Genomic DNA, 18692 nt, shown 5'->3' with positions numbered 1-18692 from the left:
AGACTATCCCGCCTCAAGGAGCACCGCTATGCGCATGTTGATGCTGACAGGAGGCCTGCTGACGCTGGCCGGTTGTGCCGGATTCGGAATGCCCGACCCCGACCCTTCGCAAGCCTGGATCGATCTTGACGCTCGCCAACACGACACGGCGCTGCAAGCCGTACAAGTCGATGCCACACAGGCTGTCGACAAACGTTATTTCGAAGTGCAGCCCGGCAGCCATGAGCTGAAGGTGCGCTATCAATTCCCGGTCGAGGCCACCAACATCGGCCCGACTGCCGAACCGCTGTGGCGCGATTGCCAGTTGAGCGTGAAATTCAAGGACTTCAACGCCGGCCAGCGCTATCAGCTGCAGGCGGGCAGCATCGGCTTCCGGCCTTGGGCCAAGCTTTATGACGAACAGCGCAAGGTTGTCGGCCAGGGCACACCGGCGGGCTGTCAGAGCAGTTGATCGGCGCTATGCTGCAAATCCCGTCAAAGGATATCGATCATGCGCAAGTTGACGACATTGCTGGCCGCCAGTGTGCTTGCCGGTTGTCAGAGCCCGTTGCCGGCGGCCGATCCAGACAAAGCCTGGGTCGACTTCGCCATGCCTACCCCCGGCGGCAAAGTGCTGATGGCCGAGCGCCTGGATAAACAGCGCTTGCGCGACGGACGCTTTTTTCAGGTGACGCCCGGTAGTCATGAGCTCACCGTGCGCTTTGACTTCGAAGTATTCGGGGGTGGTCAGGGCATGGATACCGATCCGCAAGAGCGGCTGTGCTACATGACCGTGCCCTATGAACACTTCGAGGCCGGGCAGCGTTACCGCCTTGAGGCCCGATCGCTGGCCTTTACGCCAAGTGCACGCTTGATCAATCGTCAGGGGCAGATCGTTGCCAACGAGCGGCAGATCAATTGCGTGCCGTGATAGGCAATCAGCTATCGTTTCTCTGATAGATGATCCGCTTGGTGCCGTTCTCGCAAGAACCGACGATCATGGCCGAGTCGTGCTGCTTCGCCTCTTCTGCCGTGATGATTTCAAGGGTGTACGTCGGGATCGCCTTCGCCTGGATCTTGATCTCGATCTCCTTTCTAAGCTCCTCGCATTTTTTGGGGGCTGCGATAGCGGACGTGGCCAGTGCACTGCAAAGGATCGCCAAGCCAATACGTTTCATCGATGAAGCTCCTTGAGGCAGCCCGCACGGGTGTGCGCTGAAGCTGCTGTCGATTATTCGACCACAATTCTGCAGAGCGGGTTCTGACTTTGCTCACACCTTGTATTAATTGCCGGCCGCTGAGCAGGTTTCGAGACTGCCTTCGCGAGCAAGCTCGCTCACACACTGGATCTGCGACGTGCACAAATCCCCCGTGGGAGCGAGCCCTGCTCGCGAAGGCGTCAGCCCGGCAAACGCCGAATCAGCTGACCAGCGAAGCCTCAAGCGTGATCTTCGCATTCAGCACCTTGGAAACCGGGCAACCTTCCTTGGCCTTGTTGCTCAACTCCTCAAACTGTTGCTGAGTCGCGCCCGGGATCTTCGCCTTGAGAATCAGCTTCACCGCAGTGATCGCGAAGCCGCCGTCAACCTGATCGAGGGTGACTTCGGCGTTGGTGTCGATGCTGTCTGCCTTCAGGCCGGCATCGCCGAGAATCATCGAAAACGCCATGGAGAAGCAGCCGGCGTGGGCCGCGCCGATCAGTTCTTCCGGGTTGGTGCCTTTGCCGCCTTCGAAGCGCGCCTTGAAGCCATACGGCGCTTCGCGCAGTACGCCGGTTTCGGTGGAGATCGAGCCGAGACCGGTTTTCAGATCGCCTTCCCAATGCGCCGATGCCTTTTTCACGATAGCCATGTCTGCCTCCTCAAATATGGCGCGGAACGCCGCGCCGTCGCGGTTTTTACTAGCAAGGCTTCTGAGGATAGACGGCGGAACAAAGTTCAGCCTGGCTGAATCGTTGACTTTTTTAGTAGGAAATTTCGTCGCTGCTATTGAATCTCGGGTATATGCCCTCATTCCATAAAACACGCTTATGGATTTGGCAGGTTTTCGTTCGCAAGAAAAACCTGCCTCCCCACCCGGAGATGCAGGTTCATGAAAAAACTGTCCGACGTTAAATTTTCCACTCTCGACCTGGTGCCGGTGCGCGAAAACGGCAGCGCGGCGCAATCGCTGCGCAACTCGCTGGACCTGGCGCAGCATGCCGAGAAATTCGGCTACACGCGCTTCTGGGTTGCCGAACACCACAACATGGACGGCATCGCCAGTTCGGCCACTTCGGTGTTGCTCGGCTATCTGGCCGGAGGCACGTCGACGATCCGCGTCGGTTCCGGCGGGGTGATGCTGCCCAACCATGCGCCGCTGGTGATTGCCGAGCAGTTCGGCACCCTCGAGAGCCTGTACCCGGGACGCATCGACCTGGGTCTGGGCCGCGCCCCCGGCTCTGACCAGATGACCGCCCGCGCCTTGCGCCGTGAGCGCTCGGGCAGCGCTGACGACTTCCCTGAAGACGTTGCCGAATTGATGCGCTACCTCGGCCCGCGCACCCCGGAGCAACGGGTGATCGCCATGCCCGGCACCGGCACCAACGTGCCGATCTGGCTGCTCGGCTCAAGCCTGTTCAGTGCGCAATTGGCGGGTGAGCGCGGCTTGCCTTATGCCTTCGCCTCGCACTTCGCGCCGCGCTTCATGCACGAGGCGATCCGCATCTACCGCAATCACTTCAAACCGTCGGCGGTGCTCGACAAGCCGTACGTGATGCTCGGCGTGCCGCTGGTGGCAGCGGATACCGATGAGCAAGCCGATTACCTGGCGACGTCGGTGTACCAGCGCATTCTTGCGTTGATGCGTGGCCAGAGCCTGGTGCAGCGTCCACCGGTGAAAACCATGGATGGCCTGTGGCTGCCCCATGAACGTGAAGCGGTGGGCGATTTCCTCGGCCTCGCCATGGTCGGCGGCCCGCAGAAGATCCGCGCCAAGCTTGAGGTGCTGATCGAGCAGACCCAGGCGGACGAGCTGATTTTCACCTCGGACCTGTACGAGCATGCCGATCGCGTGCATTCCTACGAGCTGCTGGCGCAGGTGATGAAGGGCTAAGATTCACCACACATACCTTGTGGGAGCGAGCTTGCTCGCGAAGACGGAGTGTCAGGCACTCGATATGTCGACTGACCCACCGGTTTCGCGAGCAAGCTCGCTCCCACATCGGCCACATGGAGCCCACAAAAAAGCCGACGCATCCACGTCGGCTTTTGTATTTCAGGCGTAATCAACCGCGCTTGTAGACGATGTCCTTGCTGCCGCCTTCGCAACTGCCGACGACGTCACCATCAGCCGCCGCACCCTTGTCGACAACTTCCAGCGAATAACCGGAAACGCCTTTGGCGTCGAGCTTCGCGGCGATTTCGGTCTTCAGCTCCTCACATGGCTTGCCGGCTGCAAACGCACCACCCGCAAGGCTCAACAAACCTACTGCCAACATGAACTTCTTCATCGGTCGCACTCCCTGGTCGGATTGAAAGAGGCGGGCATCGAGTCATCCACCCGATGCGCTCACCTTGTAGCGCTTTGCCATTCCCTATGGCACTCGGCCAGCGCGCAAGTTCAGAAGACTAGCTCAAACTCAGCTGGCGGCAATCTTGAAGCCGACTTTCAGCGTGACCTGAAAGTGCGCTACCTGGCCATTTTCGATGTGGCCACGGGTTTCGGTCACTTCAAACCATTCCAGATTGCGCAGGGTCTTGTTCGCCTCGGCCAATGCATTGTTGATGGCGTCTTCGATGCTGGTAGTGGACGAGCCGACCAGCTCGACTTTCTTGTAGGTGTGATGGTCACTCATGGCGTTCTCCTTGGGTTGGAATGGCGTGTGAAATTGAGCCTAGCAGGCAATTGCACTGATGATTTCGGCGCCGCTGCGCTGCCGAAGTTCAGAATTTCTGCACTTTCTCGACATGCTGAAGTCCCAACCAACACACGCCACTCATCACCAATGCAGGAGAGCCACCATGGCCAACACCTCTTTACGTAAAGCCTCGTTGCAAAGCATGGAAGCCGAGATCGAGAGTCTGCTCAAATCGTTGGAAAGCTTGAAAGACGATGCTTCGGACGAGTCGCGCAAGACCCTCAAGGCGCTGAAAAGCAACGCCGAAAGTGCGCTGAAACATTCCCGTCATCTGCTCAGCGACGCGTACGAAGAAGTCAAAGTGAAAACCCGCGAGACCGGCATTGCCACTCGTGACTACGCGCAGGAACACCCATGGACCACAGCCGGCGTGGCTGTCGGTGCAATCGGTCTGCTCGCCGCCTACTTTTTGTTCAAGCGCGGTGAGTGATCAGTCTGGCGCAGCTCGTTCTTGAGCCACTGCGCCAGTTGCCGGGCGCGTCCGTCTGCGGCGCGCTTGGGTAGCCACAACGCCAGTTGCGCCGGGGTTTCGCAAAAGCCCCACGGCGCAACCAGGCGACCCGCCTTCAGATCTTCGGTTACCAGCGGCTCCGGCGCGATTGCCATGCCGAGACCTGCAACAGCCGCCTCCAGCAAATAATACAAATGCTCAAAACCTTGCCCGAGCTTCAACGCCCTGGGATCGAGGTGGTTTTGCTGCGCCCAACTGGGCCAGGCTTGTGGGCGAGAGGTGGTGTGCAGCAAGGGCTCATCAAAAAGATCTGCGGCCACAGCGGTGTGCAGCTTCTGATAACCGCTATACAACGGGCTCATTACGGGGCCGATGCGTTCCGCCGCCAGTTCATAGACCTGCATATCGGCCGGCCACGGTGGTTCGGCGAACAGCAACAACGCATCAAGGCCCGGGCGCCGGGGATCGAGATCACCTTCACCGGCCGACAGGTGCAGACGCAGATCCGGCAAATCGGCATTCAGCCGCCCCAGACGCGGAATAAACCAGCGCGCCAGCAGGCTCCCCGAACAACCCAGCACGAACGGCGCATTCGCTGTGCTTTGCGTAAGTTCGGCGCAAACACTGCGCAACCGATCGAACGCCTCAGCGCTGGCATCGCGCAGACGCGCTCCGGCATCTGTGAGTTTCAAGCCGCGGCCGTCCTTGACGAACAGGCTCACCCCTAGATGTTCTTCGAGCACCTTGAGCTGGCGGCTGACCGCGCCGTGGGTGACGTGCAGCTGTTCGGCAGCCTGACTCACACTGTTCAGACGGGCGGTGGCCTCGAAGGCGCGCAAGGCATTCAGCGGGGGAAGGTCATGGCTCATGGTATCTGTGAGTTTTCCTGACAGGTTGTGGCGATCTTATCGGTTTTCAGCCTGGAAAGTCAGGGGTAGAGTGATCGTCATTGTCTTCTGACCGAATTCACCTGGAGCGACCCATGACCCAGACTTCGAACACCTCTGATCTGCGTAACGGCCCTGACGCCAACGGCCTGTTCGGTGCGTTCGGTGGCCGTTATGTAGCGGAAACCCTGATGCCATTGATCCTCGACCTGGCCCGTGAATACGAAGCGGCCAAGGAAGATCCGGCATTCAAGGAAGAATTGGCCTACTTCCAGCGTGATTACGTCGGACGTCCGAGCCCGCTGTATTTCGCCGAACGCCTGACCGAGTTCTGCGGCGGCGCGAAGATCTACCTCAAGCGCGAAGAGCTGAACCACACCGGCGCGCACAAGATCAACAACTGCATCGGCCAGATTCTGCTGGCACGGCGCATGGGCAAGAAGCGCATCATCGCCGAAACCGGCGCCGGTATGCACGGCGTGGCTACTGCCACCGTTGCTGCGCGTTTCGGGCTGGACTGCGTGATCTACATGGGCACGACTGACATCGAACGTCAGCAGGCCAACGTCTTCCGCATGAAGCTGCTCGGCGCTGAAGTCATTCCGGTCGTGGCTGGCACCGGCACCCTGAAAGACGCGATGAACGAAGCGCTGCGTGACTGGGTGACCAACGTCGACAACACTTTCTATCTGATCGGCACTGTGGCCGGCCCACACCCTTATCCAGCAATGGTCCGCGACTTCCAAGCCGTCATCGGCAAGGAAACCCGCGATCAACTGCAAGCTCAGGAAGGTCGTCTGCCGGACAGCCTGGTGGCGTGCATCGGTGGCGGTTCCAACGCCATGGGCCTGTTCCACCCGTTCCTTGATGACAAGAGCGTGGAGATCATCGGCGTCGAAGCCGCCGGTTACGGCATCGAAACCGGCAAGCACGCGGCCAGCCTCAACGGCGGGGTGCCGGGCGTGCTGCACGGTAACCGCACCTTCCTGTTGCAGGACGACGATGGCCAGATCATCGACGCCCACTCGATTTCCGCTGGCCTCGATTACCCGGGCATCGGCCCTGAACACGCCTGGTTGCACGACATCGGCCGCGTCCAGTACACCTCGGTGACCGACGACGAAGCCCTCGAAGCGTTCCACAAATGCTGCCGTCTGGAAGGGATCATTCCTGCCCTGGAAAGCGCCCACGCCCTGGCCGAAGTGTTCAAACGTGCACCGAAGCTGCCGAAGCATCACCTGATGGTGGTCAACCTCTCGGGCCGTGGCGACAAGGACATGCAAACCGTGATGCACCATATGCAACAGTCGCAGCAGGAGAAACACTGATGAGCCGCCTGCAAACCCGCTTTGCCGACCTCAAGCAACAGAACCGCGCCGCGCTGGTGACCTTTGTAACTGCCGGTGATCCTGACTACGATACTTCGCTGGCGATCCTCAAAGGCCTGCCTGCCGCAGGTGCCGATGTGATCGAGCTGGGCATGCCGTTCACCGATCCGATGGCCGATGGCCCGGCGATCCAGCTGGCCAATATCCGCGCACTGGGCGCCAAACAGAATCTGGCGAAAACCCTGCAAATGGTTCGCGAGTTCCGTGAAGGCAACAGCGACACGCCGCTGGTGTTGATGGGCTACTTCAACCCGATTCACAAATTCGGCGTCGAGCGTTTCATCGCCGAAGCCAAAGAGGCTGGCGTTGACGGCCTGATCGTGGTCGACATGCCACCAGAGCACAACGAAGAGCTGTGCGACCCGGCGCAGGCTGCTGGCCTGGACTTCATCCGCCTGACCACGCCGACCACCGACGACGCGCGTCTGCCGCGTGTGCTCAACGGCAGCTCCGGTTTCGTCTACTACGTGTCGGTGGCCGGTGTCACCGGTGCCGGTGCAGCGACTCTCGAACACGTGGAAGAGGCGGTTGCACGTCTGCGTCGGCATACCGACCTGCCGATCAGCATCGGTTTCGGTATCCGTACGCCGGAGCAGGCTGCGGCCATCGCGCGTCTGGCTGACGGTGTGGTGGTGGGCTCGGCGTTGATCGATCACATCGCCAGTGCCGATACGCCTGAGCAGGCTATCGATGGCGTGTTGAGTCTGTGTTCGGCGCTGTCCCAAGGAGTGCGCAAGGCTCGCGTCTAAAGCCGCAGGGGAAAACAAAAAGGCTTCAGAACAGGCGTTCTGAAGCCTTTTTTTGTGCTCAGGGCAATTGCAGTCCGCCCGAAGCCTTGTGCAGTTTGCGCAGATGCTCGCCAATCTGCTTCACGTTGGCCTCGCTGGCGGCAATCTCGGCCGCCCGCTTGGGTTCGAGCAGCTTGCGCACTTCGGTATCGAGATCGCCGGACAGTGCCAGCAGCTTCTTCTGCCGCTGGCTGCTTTCCGCTTCCAGTCGGCCAAACTCGCTCGGCTGGGGCAGTCCGTAACCTTTAGAGTCGAGCAGTTCCGCCGGGCGGCTGAGGAAGCCACTGTTGGCGAGGATCTCCTGCAAGGTCGCATTGGCTTTGTCCATGCCGCCGTTTTCCAGCTCGCGGGCGCCGAGGTAGCGTTGCTTGACCTCATCCTGCGCCAGTAACAACTGCCGGCGGAAACTTGCCTGCTCGAGCAGCAACAGCGCGGCACTGGTGCGCAGGTCGGCGCGGTCGAACCATTCGCGGCGTTGCTCAGCGCTGAGTGACAGCCAGTCTTCGACAGTGGTCTGCTTGATCGGCAGCTGCTTCTTCAACACATCGAACATCGCCTGATAACGATCGCGGAACGAGTCGAAGCGGTAACCCAGACGCAGCGCTTCTTTCGGATCGTCGAGCACACTGGTGTCGGCCAGACCACGGCCCTTGAGCACTTCCAGCAAGCCGTTGGGCATGATGCTGTCGAGGCCGACCAGTTGGCTGTTATTGCTGCCGCTGCGCAACAGTTTCAAACCTTCTACCGCGCAGTTGTTGGACAGGAAGAAATAGTTGCCGTCGTAGCTCCAGTGCATCTCGGCAGCATGTTCGACGACGCCTTCGATTTCCTCGCGAGACAGCTTCAGCGGCACCGAAGCGAGACTGCGCAGCTCGGTCTTGGTGTATTCGTCGATCACTTGCGCCAGCGGCAACACGAACAGCCGTGACGGGTATTTGCCGACCAGTCCGTCCCAGCTCGACAGCTGCACATCGCCAACGAAAGCGCGATAGGACAGCACCAGGTGCTGATCGAGGTCGAGGCGGCAATCCGGGCCACGCGGACGACCGGGGGCGCAGATCACCAGGCGCAGCATGCTGTGGCCCCAGCGGCTGACCCAGTTCTGATTGGCCTCGGCCAGCAGGTAATCGACAGCGTAGACCCGTTCCGGATCGACTTGCCCCAGAGGCTGCTTGGCGAAGTCATTGCCCGCATTGAGAAAGGCGAAGCTCTTGCTGCAGGTGTCCTGCGCTGGCGGCGCCCAGCCGAAATGTTCCTTGTAGTAGCGATACAGCGCCGGGCGGCGGCAGGCGTAGCTCGGGTCGAGAAGGAAGTACTCCATGTTGACCGCGACAAACTCCTTGGGACTGGAAATTTCGTAGAGGTCCGGGCTGCGGGCGATCTGGCGGTTGTGTTGTTCACGCTCGCCACGGCGGCCGACGTACTGTTGCCACCCGGCCAGATCGAGCAGGCGCGGGTCGTCGCTGATGGTGAAGCGGCGACCGTTCTGCCCGCGACACTCATCGGGAATACCGATCAGCCCGGCGCTGTTGAAGCGTCGGGTGCAGCGCTGGATCAACGTGCGCTCGGCGCTCGGCCATAAACGCGCGCGGTCGTAGATATGCGTGATTTCGTGCAGTACCGTGGCCAGCAGTTCCTGGCGCACAGTGCCGTGGGGGCGATTGGTTTTCTCTTTCGCCGCGCTGCCATCGGTGAGACCGGCGAGCAGTTTGCGATTCAGATCGAGCTCGGACACCAGCGTCGCCTGCCCGTAAGCGTTGGCAGGCATGTCGTCGGTCCAGCCGACGTCGATGCGCCGATCCAGCCGCTCGATGAAGCTCGGCGGCAGTTTCGCCATCGCCTCATCGATCAGCGCCTGACTGGCCTGTTGTTGAGCCGGGCTCAGACCCTCGGTCTTGAGCCGCAATTGCAGGCCGGCGTGGGCGCTGTTGCCGAGCAGCAACAATGCCCCGGCCAGCAGCCAGGCGCCAACGGACTTCACAGCGCGAGAATGGCTTCGGCGAGTACCTGATCACTGGCGTCGCGCGCTTCCGGTACACGAGTGCGCAAGGTGTTGAGGGCGGCTTCGAGGTGCGCGCCACGGATGTCGCCGTTGCTGGCGACGAAACTGGCGGCGTCGTCGTGGGCTTCGCGGATGATTTTCGAATCGCGAATCGACGTGGTGGTATCGGAAGTGAAATCGATGCTGCGCTGGGAGGCACGAACGATGATGTTACTGGTGGCTACCAGGGTGTGCGCCTGGGCCACATCGGCCAACACAAACAGGCCAAGGGCGGCAGCAATCAGCGGGCTACGCATGGAACGACTCCGGAAGGACAAGGATAACTATTGGACGAGAATTGCTTCTGCCAGTTCAAGGTCGCTGGCATGAAGTTTCGGCCGGGTTTTGCGCAGGTAATTTAGCGCGGATTCCAGCCGTGCGCCTCGCCATTCACCGTCACTGGCAACAAAGGCGGCCGCGTCATCATGAGCAGCGCGCAGCAGTTTACGGTCGAACGGCGCAGAAGACACCATGCTGGTCGCGTAACCGCTGACCACCGTGCCTTGGGTCGACGCATTGAAAGCATCGAAGGCGTTGGCGGACATCGCCCAGCAGGCCGTGAATAAAGTAGAAGAGATGAGCAGGTTTGGAAGAAAGCGCATGGGACTCGACAACTGTTAACGAGCCTGAAGGCTAGCGCAAATGCCCGGGCCAGAGCCAGCGTTGAAACATCGGGACACGGCTGGCGTGTCCCGCAATACCGCAAACGATCAGAGGGTCAGAATGGCCTGAGCCAATTGGGCATCGGTGGCATTGAGTTGTGGCGCCTGATGGCGGATGTGATCGAGCGCGCTTTCCAGCTTCACTCCACGGATATCGCCTTCGCTGGCCACGAAGCTGGCGGCATCGTCGCGGGCGGCGAGGACGATCTTGTCGTCACGGAACGAGGAGGTCACATCGGAAGTGGCGTCAGAAGAGGCCTTCAGCGCGCCGACGATCGAGTCGGTGGTGACGATGAAGCTGGTAGCGCTGGCGTTGGCAGCCACCGCCAGCAGGGCGGCGGCACTGAGCAGACGAAGACGGGTCATGATGGAACTCCTTTGGATAAACCGTAGTGAGAGGTGGCTCGGTATCTGAGGAGTCAGACGCCTGTTGCGCAACGTTCGCCACGTTCTGCATGGATATTAGGCTGCCAGATGCGGTTCGCCCAGTGGTGGCCAGTGATACTTCAAAGGTTCTGGATAACTGTACCGGTATATTCGAGTATTTCTTAAATTGTACCTGTGCTCGTTCATATATGCGTTTTAGAGCATTCAAGGCCCCTGAAACGACAAAACCCGTCGTGGTTGCCCACGACGGGTTCTGCTTGTGCAATTCGGGTTGCTGGCGGTGGGTCTGACGACCAGAGCCAGCGACGCTGCTTAGCGCCAGAACGGCTTGCTCAGCTCTTCGTAGCGTTGTGCTTCGCTGATACCGGCGTCAGCCAGCAGACGCGAATCCAGACGGGCCAGTTGGTGGCGGCTGGAGATGCGGCGCTGCCACAACATCAGGTTGGCAATAACGCGCAGAGGCAGGGAAGCCTGGGTGTTTACAGCTTTGTCTTCGAAGAACAGTTCGGAACTGAGTGTACGTTCCATGGTTGACATCCTTCCGCTTGTGGCGGGATCAGGTAGTGGTTTGACTGGTGCCCATGATCCTCTCGTTTGGATAGTCTCTGTAGATACAGTTCATTTGTATTGTGAGTGAGCAGTTAACTGTTTATGGATGGTGTACGGGTCGAAATTGGGCAAACTGTACCTGTCCGCACTTGATTGGTGCATTTCGGCTCGTATCACGGGATTGAGTGGGGCTTTGCTGTAGGAAAAGACCGGTACAGCAGTACAGTTTTTTGCGATCCTGCTTCTCGCGAGCATCCACCGAGGCAAAACTGTGTTTGCCTCGGTGATTATCTGTGTGAATCACACCGCCAGCATGCGCCCGGTTTCTTCCAGGTTCATATGCCAGCTCAGTGCTTCGCGCAGGATGTGCGGGGTATGACCGCCGATTGCACAGGCAGCGCTGAAGTAATCATTCAGTGCCTGGCGAAAGTCCGGATGCACGCAGTTGTCGATGATCACTCGTGCACGCTCCCGTGGCGCCAGGCCACGCAGGTCGGCGAGGCCGACCTCGGTCACCAGAATGTCGACGTCATGCTCGGTATGGTCGACGTGGCTGACCATCGGCACCACGCTGGAAATCGCGCCACCCTTGGCGATCGACTTGGTCACGAATACCGCCAGATGCGCATTGCGCGCGAAGTCGCCGGAGCCGCCGATGCCGTTCATCATCCGCGTACCGCAGACATGGGTGGAGTTGACGTTGCCGTAGATGTCGAACTCCAGCGCGGTGTTGATGCCGATGATGCCCAGACGGCGCACCACTTCCGGGTGATTGGAGATCTCCTGCGGCCGCAGAATCAGTTTGTCCTTGTACTTCTCCAGGTTGCCGAACACGTCGCTGTTGCGCCGCTCGGACAGGGTGATCGAACTGCCCGAGGCGAAGCTCAGCTTGCCGGCATCGATCAGGTCGAAAGTCGAGTCCTGGAGCACTTCCGAATACATGGTCAGGTCTTCGAACGGCGAGTCGATCAAGCCGCACATCACTGCGTTGGCGATGTTGCCAATGCCAGCCTGCAGCGGGCCGAGCTTGTTGGTCATGCGGCCGGCCGCGACTTCCTGCTTGAAGAAGGTGATCAGGTGTTCGGCGATGGCATTGGTATCAACGTCCGGTACCGACACTGTGGACGGCGAGTCCGACTGCTGAGTGATGACAATCGCAACGATCTTCTCCGGTGGAATCGGAATTGCAGTGCTGCCGATGCGATCGTCGACTTTCACCAGCGGGATTGGCGTGCGCGTCGGGCGGTACGTCGGGATATAGATGTCGTGCAGGCCTTCGAGGTTGGCGTTGTGGGCCAGGTTGATCTCGACGATCACTTGTTTGGCGAAGATCGCGAAACTGGCCGAGTTGCCCACCGAAGTGGTCGGCACGATATGGCCTTGTTCGGTGATGGCGACTGCCTCGATGACGGCAATGTCCGGCAGCTTCAACTGTTGGTTGCGCAGTTGCTCTACGGTTTCCGAGAGATGCTGGTCGATGAACATCACTTCGCCGGCGTTGATTGCCTTGCGCAACGTGCTGTCGACCTGAAACGGCATGCGCCGCGACAGCACGCCGGCCTCGGTCAGTTGCTTGTCGAGGTCGTTCCCCAGACTGGCGCCGGTCATCAGGCTGATCTTCAGCGGCGTGACCTTGGCGCGCTCGGCCAGTGCATGGGGAACGGCCTTGGCTTCGCCGGCGCGGGTGAAACCGCTCATGCCGACGGTCATGCCGTCCTCAATCAGAGCAGCGGCGTCGGCAGCGCTCATCACTTTGTCCAACAACGAAGGCAGGCGAATACGGTCACGGTACATGGATTATTATCTCGGGCAACGAGTAGCAGGATGCGCAGTCTAGTGAATTTGGCCGGCGCCTGTCCCGCTACCAAGGTCGCAAACGAGGCCTCTATTTCGCGGGTTTGCAGTAAAACACCGTTACCGGATCTGCAACAACGCGGCAAATTGTCCAGCTTCTGGCGCAAACAAAAACGCCCCGACAAGTCGGGGCGTTCGCTATTGCAGCGGTGAATTACTCGACCGCTTTGACCATGTCTTCAATGACTTTCTTCGCATCGCCGAAGACCATCATGGTCTTGTCCAGATAGAACAGTTCGTTGTCCAGGCCGGCATAGCCGCTGGCCATCGAGCGCTTGTTGACGATGATGGTCTTGGCCTTGAATGCTTCGAGAATCGGCATGCCGGCAATCGGCGACTTCGGATCGTTCTTCGCGGCCGGGTTGACCACGTCGTTCGCACCGAGCACCAGCACCACGTCGGCTTGGCCGAACTCGGAGTTGATGTCTTCCATTTCGAACACCTGGTCGTAAGGCACTTCGGCCTCGGCGAGCAGGACGTTCATGTGCCCAGGCATGCGACCGGCTACCGGGTGGATCGCGTACTTCACGGTCACGCCGCGATGGGTCAGCTTCTCGGTCAGCTCCTTCAGTGCGTGTTGGGCACGGGCCACTGCCAGGCCGTAACCCGGGACGATGATCACGGTATCGGCGTTGGTCAGCAGGAAGGTTGCGTCATCAGCCGAGCCGGATTTCACCGGGCGTGCTTCCTGCGCACCGGCAGGACCTGCGTCTGCCGTATTGCCGAAACCGCCGAGCAGTACATTAAAGAAGGAACGGTTCATCGCCTTGCACATGATGTACGAGAGGATCGCACCGCTCGAACCCACCAGCGAACCGGCAATGATCAGCATAGAGTTGTTCAGCGAGAAACCGATGCCCGCCGCCGCCCAGCCGGAATAGCTGTTGAGCATCGACACCACTACCGGCATGTCGGCGCCGCCGATCGGGATGATGATCAGCACGCCCATTATGAACGCCAGCGCCAGCATAAGTGCGAACGCCGTGAGGTTGCCGGTGAACATGAAGGTCAGGCCGAGAACCAGCGTAGCCAGACCCAGAACCGCATTGAGCTTGTGCTGACCGGCGAACTGTACCGGTGCTCCCTGGAACAGACGGAACTTGTATTTGCCCGAGAGCTTGCCGAAGGCGATCACCGAACCCGAGAAGGTGATCGCACCGATCGCAGCACCGAGGAACAGCTCCAGACGGTTGCCTGCCGGAATCGCATCGCCCAGTTGTTTAACGATACCCAGCGATTGCGGCTCGACCACCGCCGCGATGGCAATGAACACCGCCGCGAGGCCGATCATGCTGTGCATGAACGCTACCAGTTCCGGCATCTTGGTCATTTCAACGCGCTTGGCCATGATCGAGCCGGCGGTACCGCCGACCAGCAAGCCAACGATCACATAACCGATGCCAGCCGTGGCCAGTTCAGCGCCCAACTTATAGATGAGGCCGACCGTGGTGATGATTGCCAGCGCCATGCCGAGCATGCCGAACAGGTTGCCGCGCCGCGAAGTGGTCGGGTGCGACAGGCCTTTGAGGGCCTGGATAAAGCAGATCGACGCGATCAGGTAGAGCGTCGTGACGAGATTCATGCTCATTACTTCGGCGCCTCTTCTTTTGCTTTCGGGGCTTTCTTCTTGAACATCTCAAGCATGCGGCGGGTGACCAGGAAGCCACCAAACACATTGACCGCCGCCAGTGCCACAGCCAGCGTGCCCATGGTCTTGCCCAGCGGCGTAACGGTCAGCGCGGCGGCGAGCATGGCGCCGACGATCACGATCGCGGAAATGGCGTTGGTCACCGCCATCAACGGCGTGTGCAGCGCAGGCGTAACGTTCCAGACCACGTGGTAACCGACATAAATCGCCAGCACGAAGATGATCAGGTTGTAGATACCGGGGGAGATAAGCTCTTCCATCGTCTGAATCCCTGCTTAGGCGTTTTTGCGGATGACTTGGCCGTCGCGGCACATCAGGCACGCGGCGACGATGTCGTCTTCGAGGTTGACGTCGAACTGGCCTTCCTTGGTGAACACCAGCTTGAGGAAGTCCAGCAGGTTGCGTGCGTACAGCGCCGAAGCATCGGCAGCGACTTCACCGGCGAGGTTGGTCGGGCCAACGATGGTCACACCGTTTTCCACAACAACTTGATCGGCCACGGTCAGCGGACAGTTGCCACCCTGAGCGGCCGCGAGGTCGATGACCACCGAGCCCGGCTTCATCTGCGCCACGGTCTCGGCGCTGAGCAGCGTCGGCGCCTTGCGGCCCGGAATCAGCGCAGTGGTGATGACGATATCGGCCTGCTTGGCGCGCTCGTGCACAGCCTGCGCCTGACGCTGCATCCAGCTCGCCGGCATCGGCCGCGCGTAACCGCCGACACCGACGGCGCATTCGCGCTCTTCATCGGTCTCGTAAGGCACGTCGACGAACTTGGCGCCGAGGGATTCGATCTGTTCCTTCACCGCTGGACGCACGTCGGACGCTTCGATCACCGCACCCAGACGTTTCGCCGTGGCAATCGCCTGCAATCCAGCCACGCCTGCGCCAAGAATCAGCACCCGCGCCGCTTTCACGGTGCCCGCAGCAGTCATCAGCATCGGCATGAAGCGTGGGTAATAGTGAGCCGCGAGCAACACTGCTTTGTAGCCGGCGATATTGGCCTGCGACGACAACACATCAAGACTCTGCGCCCGCGAGGTACGCGGCGCCGCTTCGAGGGCGAACGCGGTAATGCCGCACTCGGCCATCTTCGCGATGGTCTCGTTGTTGAACGGGTTGAGCATGCCCACAAGCACCGTACCGCGCTTGATCAGCGTCAGTTCGGCATCGCTTGGCGCGACCACTTTGAGAATCAGCTCGGCGCCAAACGCGTCATTGGCGCTGCCAATATTCGCGCCGGCCGCTTCATAGGCACTGTCGACAACACTGGCTTTGACGCCAGCGCCGCTTTGCACAGTGACCTTATGGCCTTGGTTGATCAGCTTCTTGATGGTTTCCGGGGTTGCAGCAACCCGTGTTTCACCGGTCTGGGTTTCGAGAGGAACACCAATGTGCACGTCAAATCTCCTGCGTGATCTTATTGAGTAAACCCATGCACTACGGATGGTGCGACTGGGGCGGCCGATCAGCACGATCCCGCCGAATCAGGGCGGGGCGCGGCATTTTGCAGGCGAACTTTATGCCCTTCAAGGGATTATGACGGGTGACGGAAAATTAACTACAAGTCATGCCGTGACCGAATGTCGCAGATGGCCAGTTGAACCCCTTGCAGGCCGTGCCCTGCAAGGATTCTGGCTGAATTTGAAAAAAATTCGCATCGGTGGCGTGAATAGGCAGTAATGAGTCGCCATTAGAGGCTCAAAGCCGCGTGTTTGGCAGCTTGTGGGACGTCTGTACGACTTTCGGATACAGTCTGCGCAAAAGCGACAAATAGTTATATCTGTAGGGCTTTGGTTTTTCTGACTACGGGGTTAAGTAATGCGCAGAGCCTTTATTCTTCTAGGCTGTAGCTCTGCGCTTGATTTACCAGCCAGTCGCGAAATGCCTTCAGCGATGCCGATTCGACCTTTCGCTCCGGAATCATCAGGTAATAGGCCTTGATGCTGGAGAGCGCTTGAGAGTTGGCAACCACCAGACGTTTCTCTGTCAGCTCGCGCTGAATCAGAAACGGCGGAATCAGCGCGACGCCCATGTCGTGCATGGCTGCCTGGGCAAGCATGGAGAATAGCTCGTAGCGTGGACCTGTCATGTCGCGCGGAATATTCAGCTGTTGCGAGTTGAACCATTGGCGCCAGGCGTAAGGTCGGGTGGTCTGCTGAAGCAGCGGTAGCTCGGTGATGGCTTGCGCTGTCAGCTGCGTGTGATCGCCGAGTAGGGCGGGGCTGCATACCGGCATCGGATTTTCGCCCATCAACCTGTGGGATTCGGTACCCGACCAATCGGCATCGCCGAAGTAGATTGCCGCATCGAATTCGGTGTCGGCAAACAGGAAAGGCCGGGTGCGGTTGGTCAGGTTGACGGTTACTTCCGGGTGCTTGAGCTGGAAATCCTTGAGCCGTGGCAGCAGCCATTGCGTGCCGAAGGTCGGGACGACAGCGAGCTCGATGACGTTGGTGCCCTGCTGGCCCATCACCGAGAGGGTGTCGCGCTCCACTGCATCGAGCTGAGTCGCCACCCGGCGGCTGTAGGAAAGTCCCGCTTCCGTCAGCTTCACCCCACGTCGCGAGCGTCGGAACAACTCCACGCTGAGGAATTCCTCAAGGCTGGCGATCTGTCGGCAAATGGCACCCTGTGTGAGCGACAGCTCTTCAGCGGCCCGGGTAAAGCTCTCATGGCGGGCGGCAGCTTCGAAGCTGATCAGTGCGGCGGTGCTGGGGATCTTCCTGCGCATGTACGTCAACCTCACTAATGCGCCGCATAAAAGGCAATTCGCGACGTTTCGGAGTGAGAAATTAGCACAACAGGATGCGAAATCCTCGTTTGCCGCGATGGCGAACCGCGCCTAGGATCAATGCCACGTTAATTCACCCGATTGCGAGGGCACACTCATGGGCGGTAAAGCTAGTTTCAATTGGATCGATCCCCTGCTGCTGGATCAACAGCTCACCGAAGAAGAGCGGATGATCCGCGACACCGCCGCCCAGTTCGCTCAACAGAGTCTGGCGCCGCGTGTGCTCGAAGCTTTCCGTCATGAGAAGACCGATCCGGCAATCTTCCGCGAGATGGGTGAAGTCGGACTGCTCGGCGCCACCATTCCCGAACAATACGGTGGCAGCGGTCTGAACTATGTCAGCTACGGCCTGATTGCCCGAGAGGTCGAGCGCGTCGACTCCGGCTACCGCTCGATGATGAGCGTGCAATCCTCGCTAGTGATGGTGCCGATTAACGAATTCGGCACCGAAGCACAGAAACAGAAGTATCTGCCGAAACTGGCTTCCGGCGAATGGATCGGTTGCTTCGGTCTGACCGAACCGAACCACGGTTCCGATCCGGGCGCGATGATTAGCCGGGCGCGCAAAGTCGATGGCGGCTACAGCCTGACTGGCGCGAAGATGTGGATCACCAACAGCCCGATCGCTGACGTATTCGTGGTCTGGGCCAAGGACGATGCTGGCGACATCCGTGGTTTCGTTCTGGAGAAAGGCTGGAAAGGTCTGAGCGCTCCGGCGATTCACGGCAAGGTCGGCCTGCGCGCTTCGATCACCGGTGAGATCGTCATGGACAACGTGTTCGTGCCGGAAGAGAACATTTTCCCGGATGTCCGTGGCCTGAAAGGTCCTTTCACCTGCCTCAATTCCGCACGCTATGGCATTTCCTGGGGCGCGCTGGGCGCTGCCGAATTCTGCTGGCACACTGCGCGCCAATACACTCTGGATCGTCAGCAGTTCGGTCGTCCGTTGGCCGCAACTCAGCTGGTACAGAAGAAACTCGCCGACATGCAGACCGAAATCACTCTGGCACTGCAAGGCTGCCTGCGCTTGGGCCGGATGAAGGACGAGGGTACCGCCGCCGTTGAAATCACTTCGATCATGAAGCGCAACTCCTGCGGCAAGTCGCTGGATATCGCGCGGATGGCGCGCGACATGCTCGGTGGTAACGGCATCTCCGATGAGTTCGGCGTGGCCCGTCACCTCGTCAACCTGGAAGTGGTGAATACCTATGAAGGTACCCATGACGTTCACGCGCTGATCCTCGGGCGTGCACAAACCGGTCTGCAGGCGTTCTATTAATAGGAGGGCGGACCATGGGCGCGCTGTCGCATCTGCGGGTACTGGATTTATCGCGAGTACTGGCCGGGCCTTGGGCCGGGCAAATCCTCG

The 18692-nt window shown here is 59.8% G+C and carries 23 protein-coding genes (1 of these 23 cut by a window edge); 8 read left to right on the top strand and 15 right to left on the bottom strand.

Annotation, left to right across the window (positions count from 1 at the left end):
• The first annotated feature begins 28 nt into the window (after positions 1–28).
• A complete protein-coding gene (locus tag AB4N47_RS22530; protein ID WP_016772311.1) occupies positions 29–451 on the top strand; it encodes a PA0061/PA0062 family lipoprotein in 423 nt (140 codons plus the stop codon).
• 39 nt (positions 452–490) lie between these two features.
• The gene (locus AB4N47_RS22525; protein WP_016772310.1) at positions 491–910 is read left to right on the top strand and encodes a PA0061/PA0062 family lipoprotein; all 420 of its coding nucleotides are present in this window, start codon (positions 491–493) and stop codon (positions 908–910) included.
• A gap of 7 nt (positions 911–917) precedes the next feature.
• On the opposite strand, the gene AB4N47_RS22520 is transcribed toward AB4N47_RS22525, so the two are convergent.
• On the bottom strand, positions 918–1157 hold the full coding sequence (locus tag AB4N47_RS22520) for a DUF1161 domain-containing protein (protein ID WP_071173978.1): 240 nt from the start codon (positions 1155–1157) through the stop codon (positions 918–920).
• Between the two features lie 241 nt (positions 1158–1398).
• On the bottom strand, positions 1399–1830 hold the full coding sequence (locus AB4N47_RS22515) for an OsmC family protein (protein ID WP_016772308.1): 432 nt from the start codon (positions 1828–1830) through the stop codon (positions 1399–1401).
• 240 nt (positions 1831–2070) lie between these two features.
• Between AB4N47_RS22515 and AB4N47_RS22510 the strand changes: the two genes are divergently transcribed.
• Complete coding sequence (locus AB4N47_RS22510) at positions 2071–3072, top strand: LLM class flavin-dependent oxidoreductase (RefSeq protein ID WP_122506359.1); 1002 nt, start codon at positions 2071–2073, stop codon at positions 3070–3072.
• Positions 3073–3244: 172 nt separating this feature from the next.
• Here the strand turns inward: AB4N47_RS22510 and AB4N47_RS22505 are convergent, their stop codons facing one another.
• On the bottom strand, positions 3245–3469 hold the full coding sequence (locus AB4N47_RS22505) for a DUF1161 domain-containing protein (protein WP_341638284.1): 225 nt from the start codon (positions 3467–3469) through the stop codon (positions 3245–3247).
• Between the two features lie 129 nt (positions 3470–3598).
• Complete coding sequence (locus tag AB4N47_RS22500; protein WP_016772305.1) at positions 3599–3814, bottom strand: dodecin; 216 nt, start codon at positions 3812–3814, stop codon at positions 3599–3601.
• A gap of 166 nt (positions 3815–3980) precedes the next feature.
• On the opposite strand from AB4N47_RS22500, the gene AB4N47_RS22495 reads away from it, so the two are divergent.
• Positions 3981–4307: an ElaB/YgaM/YqjD family protein gene (locus tag AB4N47_RS22495; RefSeq protein ID WP_039757078.1), complete on the top strand. Its 327-nt coding sequence runs from the start codon at positions 3981–3983 to the stop codon at positions 4305–4307.
• Here AB4N47_RS22495 and AB4N47_RS22490 read toward each other — a convergent pair.
• Positions 4280–5197 (bottom strand): LysR family transcriptional regulator, encoded by a 918-nt coding sequence (locus AB4N47_RS22490; protein WP_341638285.1) that lies wholly within the window; start codon positions 5195–5197, stop codon positions 4280–4282. The genes AB4N47_RS22495 and AB4N47_RS22490 overlap by 28 nt on opposite strands.
• Before the next feature lie 113 nt (positions 5198–5310).
• Between AB4N47_RS22490 and trpB the strand changes: the two genes are divergently transcribed.
• A complete protein-coding gene (trpB, locus tag AB4N47_RS22485; protein ID WP_341638286.1) occupies positions 5311–6543 on the top strand; it encodes a tryptophan synthase subunit beta in 1233 nt (410 codons plus the stop codon).
• Positions 6543–7352, top strand: a complete 810-nt coding sequence (gene trpA / locus AB4N47_RS22480; protein WP_024015029.1) for a tryptophan synthase subunit alpha — start codon at positions 6543–6545, stop codon at positions 7350–7352. Before trpB ends, trpA begins: the two co-directional genes overlap by 1 nt.
• A gap of 58 nt (positions 7353–7410) precedes the next feature.
• On the opposite strand, the gene AB4N47_RS22475 is transcribed toward trpA, so the two are convergent.
• The 10 genes from AB4N47_RS22475 to AB4N47_RS22430 form a co-directional block, all read right to left on the bottom strand.
• Positions 7411–9372, bottom strand: coding sequence for a DUF7844 domain-containing protein (locus AB4N47_RS22475; RefSeq protein ID WP_024015030.1), 1962 nt, complete (start codon positions 9370–9372; stop codon positions 7411–7413).
• Complete coding sequence (locus AB4N47_RS22470; RefSeq protein WP_041476450.1) at positions 9369–9689, bottom strand: DUF2388 domain-containing protein; 321 nt, start codon at positions 9687–9689, stop codon at positions 9369–9371. The genes AB4N47_RS22475 and AB4N47_RS22470 overlap by 4 nt, the downstream gene beginning before the upstream one ends.
• A 27-nt stretch (positions 9690–9716) precedes the next feature.
• A complete protein-coding gene (locus AB4N47_RS22465; RefSeq protein ID WP_341638287.1) occupies positions 9717–10034 on the bottom strand; it encodes a DUF2388 domain-containing protein in 318 nt (105 codons plus the stop codon).
• A 108-nt stretch (positions 10035–10142) separates the two neighbouring features.
• Complete coding sequence (locus AB4N47_RS22460) at positions 10143–10460, bottom strand: DUF2388 domain-containing protein (RefSeq protein WP_042608980.1); 318 nt, start codon at positions 10458–10460, stop codon at positions 10143–10145.
• A 333-nt stretch (positions 10461–10793) separates the two neighbouring features.
• Positions 10794–11009: a DUF1127 domain-containing protein gene (locus AB4N47_RS22455; RefSeq protein ID WP_007911656.1), complete on the bottom strand. Its 216-nt coding sequence runs from the start codon at positions 11007–11009 to the stop codon at positions 10794–10796.
• Positions 11010–11330: 321 nt separating this feature from the next.
• Positions 11331–12824, bottom strand: a complete 1494-nt coding sequence (locus AB4N47_RS22450) for an acetyl-CoA hydrolase/transferase family protein (protein WP_071173986.1) — start codon at positions 12822–12824, stop codon at positions 11331–11333.
• A 214-nt stretch (positions 12825–13038) separates the two neighbouring features.
• Entirely contained in the window at positions 13039–14472 is a 1434-nt protein-coding gene (locus AB4N47_RS22445) for an NAD(P)(+) transhydrogenase (Re/Si-specific) subunit beta (protein ID WP_341638288.1), read from the bottom strand.
• Positions 14472–14792, bottom strand: a complete 321-nt coding sequence (locus AB4N47_RS22440) for an NAD(P) transhydrogenase subunit alpha part 2 (RefSeq protein WP_003220416.1) — start codon at positions 14790–14792, stop codon at positions 14472–14474. The genes AB4N47_RS22445 and AB4N47_RS22440 overlap by 1 nt, the downstream gene beginning before the upstream one ends.
• Positions 14793–14807: 15 nt before the next feature.
• Entirely contained in the window at positions 14808–15929 is a 1122-nt protein-coding gene (locus AB4N47_RS22435) for a Re/Si-specific NAD(P)(+) transhydrogenase subunit alpha (protein WP_341638289.1), read from the bottom strand.
• 434 nt (positions 15930–16363) lie between these two features.
• The gene (locus tag AB4N47_RS22430) at positions 16364–17263 is read right to left on the bottom strand and encodes a LysR family transcriptional regulator (RefSeq protein WP_341638290.1); all 900 of its coding nucleotides are present in this window, start codon (positions 17261–17263) and stop codon (positions 16364–16366) included.
• Between the two features lie 157 nt (positions 17264–17420).
• Between AB4N47_RS22430 and AB4N47_RS22425 the strand changes: the two genes are divergently transcribed.
• Together AB4N47_RS22425 and AB4N47_RS22420 are read left to right on the top strand one after the other, a co-directional pair.
• Positions 17421–18602 (top strand): acyl-CoA dehydrogenase, encoded by a 1182-nt coding sequence (locus AB4N47_RS22425; RefSeq protein ID WP_024015035.1) that lies wholly within the window; start codon positions 17421–17423, stop codon positions 18600–18602.
• Between the two features lie 14 nt (positions 18603–18616).
• Positions 18617–18692: the 5' end (the start) of a CaiB/BaiF CoA transferase family protein gene (locus AB4N47_RS22420; RefSeq protein ID WP_073470759.1), read on the top strand. The gene runs 1145 nt beyond the window's last position; 76 of the gene's 1221 nt are visible here — the first part of the coding sequence; the start codon lies at positions 18617–18619; its stop codon lies beyond the right edge, outside the window.

The sequence above is a fragment of the Pseudomonas sp. S3_G06 genome (genome assembly GCF_054667565.1).
Note: the sequence above shows the minus strand (reverse complement) of the source record. Positions and strands in the feature narration are given on the sequence as shown.

What these genes read in the sequence shown, in the direction of transcription:
- AB4N47_RS22530 (WP_016772311.1), top strand. Translation starts at nt 29, where the DNA reads ATGCGCATGTTGATGCTGACAGGAGGCCTGCTGACGCTGGCCGGTTGT.
- AB4N47_RS22525 (WP_016772310.1), top strand. Translation starts at nt 491, where the DNA reads ATGCGCAAGTTGACGACATTGCTGGCCGCCAGTGTGCTTGCCGGTTGT.
- AB4N47_RS22520 (WP_071173978.1), bottom strand. Translation starts at nt 1,157, where the DNA reads ATGAAACGTATTGGCTTGGCGATCCTTTGCAGTGCACTGGCCACGTCC.
- AB4N47_RS22515 (WP_016772308.1), bottom strand. Translation starts at nt 1,830, where the DNA reads ATGGCTATCGTGAAAAAGGCATCGGCGCATTGGGAAGGCGATCTGAAA.
- AB4N47_RS22510 (WP_122506359.1), top strand. Translation starts at nt 2,071, where the DNA reads ATGAAAAAACTGTCCGACGTTAAATTTTCCACTCTCGACCTGGTGCCG.
- AB4N47_RS22505 (WP_341638284.1), bottom strand. Translation starts at nt 3,469, where the DNA reads ATGAAGAAGTTCATGTTGGCAGTAGGTTTGTTGAGCCTTGCGGGTGGT.
- AB4N47_RS22500 (WP_016772305.1), bottom strand. Translation starts at nt 3,814, where the DNA reads ATGAGTGACCATCACACCTACAAGAAAGTCGAGCTGGTCGGCTCGTCC.
- AB4N47_RS22495 (WP_039757078.1), top strand. Translation starts at nt 3,981, where the DNA reads ATGGCCAACACCTCTTTACGTAAAGCCTCGTTGCAAAGCATGGAAGCC.
- AB4N47_RS22490 (WP_341638285.1), bottom strand. Translation starts at nt 5,197, where the DNA reads ATGAGCCATGACCTTCCCCCGCTGAATGCCTTGCGCGCCTTCGAGGCC.
- trpB (WP_341638286.1), top strand. Translation starts at nt 5,311, where the DNA reads ATGACCCAGACTTCGAACACCTCTGATCTGCGTAACGGCCCTGACGCC.
- trpA (WP_024015029.1), top strand. Translation starts at nt 6,543, where the DNA reads ATGAGCCGCCTGCAAACCCGCTTTGCCGACCTCAAGCAACAGAACCGC.
- AB4N47_RS22470 (WP_041476450.1), bottom strand. Translation starts at nt 9,689, where the DNA reads ATGCGTAGCCCGCTGATTGCTGCCGCCCTTGGCCTGTTTGTGTTGGCC.
- AB4N47_RS22465 (WP_341638287.1), bottom strand. Translation starts at nt 10,034, where the DNA reads ATGCGCTTTCTTCCAAACCTGCTCATCTCTTCTACTTTATTCACGGCC.
- AB4N47_RS22460 (WP_042608980.1), bottom strand. Translation starts at nt 10,460, where the DNA reads ATGACCCGTCTTCGTCTGCTCAGTGCCGCCGCCCTGCTGGCGGTGGCT.
- AB4N47_RS22455 (WP_007911656.1), bottom strand. Translation starts at nt 11,009, where the DNA reads ATGGAACGTACACTCAGTTCCGAACTGTTCTTCGAAGACAAAGCTGTA.
- AB4N47_RS22450 (WP_071173986.1), bottom strand. Translation starts at nt 12,824, where the DNA reads ATGTACCGTGACCGTATTCGCCTGCCTTCGTTGTTGGACAAAGTGATG.
- AB4N47_RS22445 (WP_341638288.1), bottom strand. Translation starts at nt 14,472, where the DNA reads ATGAGCATGAATCTCGTCACGACGCTCTACCTGATCGCGTCGATCTGC.
- AB4N47_RS22440 (WP_003220416.1), bottom strand. Translation starts at nt 14,792, where the DNA reads ATGGAAGAGCTTATCTCCCCCGGTATCTACAACCTGATCATCTTCGTG.
- AB4N47_RS22430 (WP_341638290.1), bottom strand. Translation starts at nt 17,263, where the DNA reads ATGCGCAGGAAGATCCCCAGCACCGCCGCACTGATCAGCTTCGAAGCT.
- AB4N47_RS22425 (WP_024015035.1), top strand. Translation starts at nt 17,421, where the DNA reads ATGGGCGGTAAAGCTAGTTTCAATTGGATCGATCCCCTGCTGCTGGAT.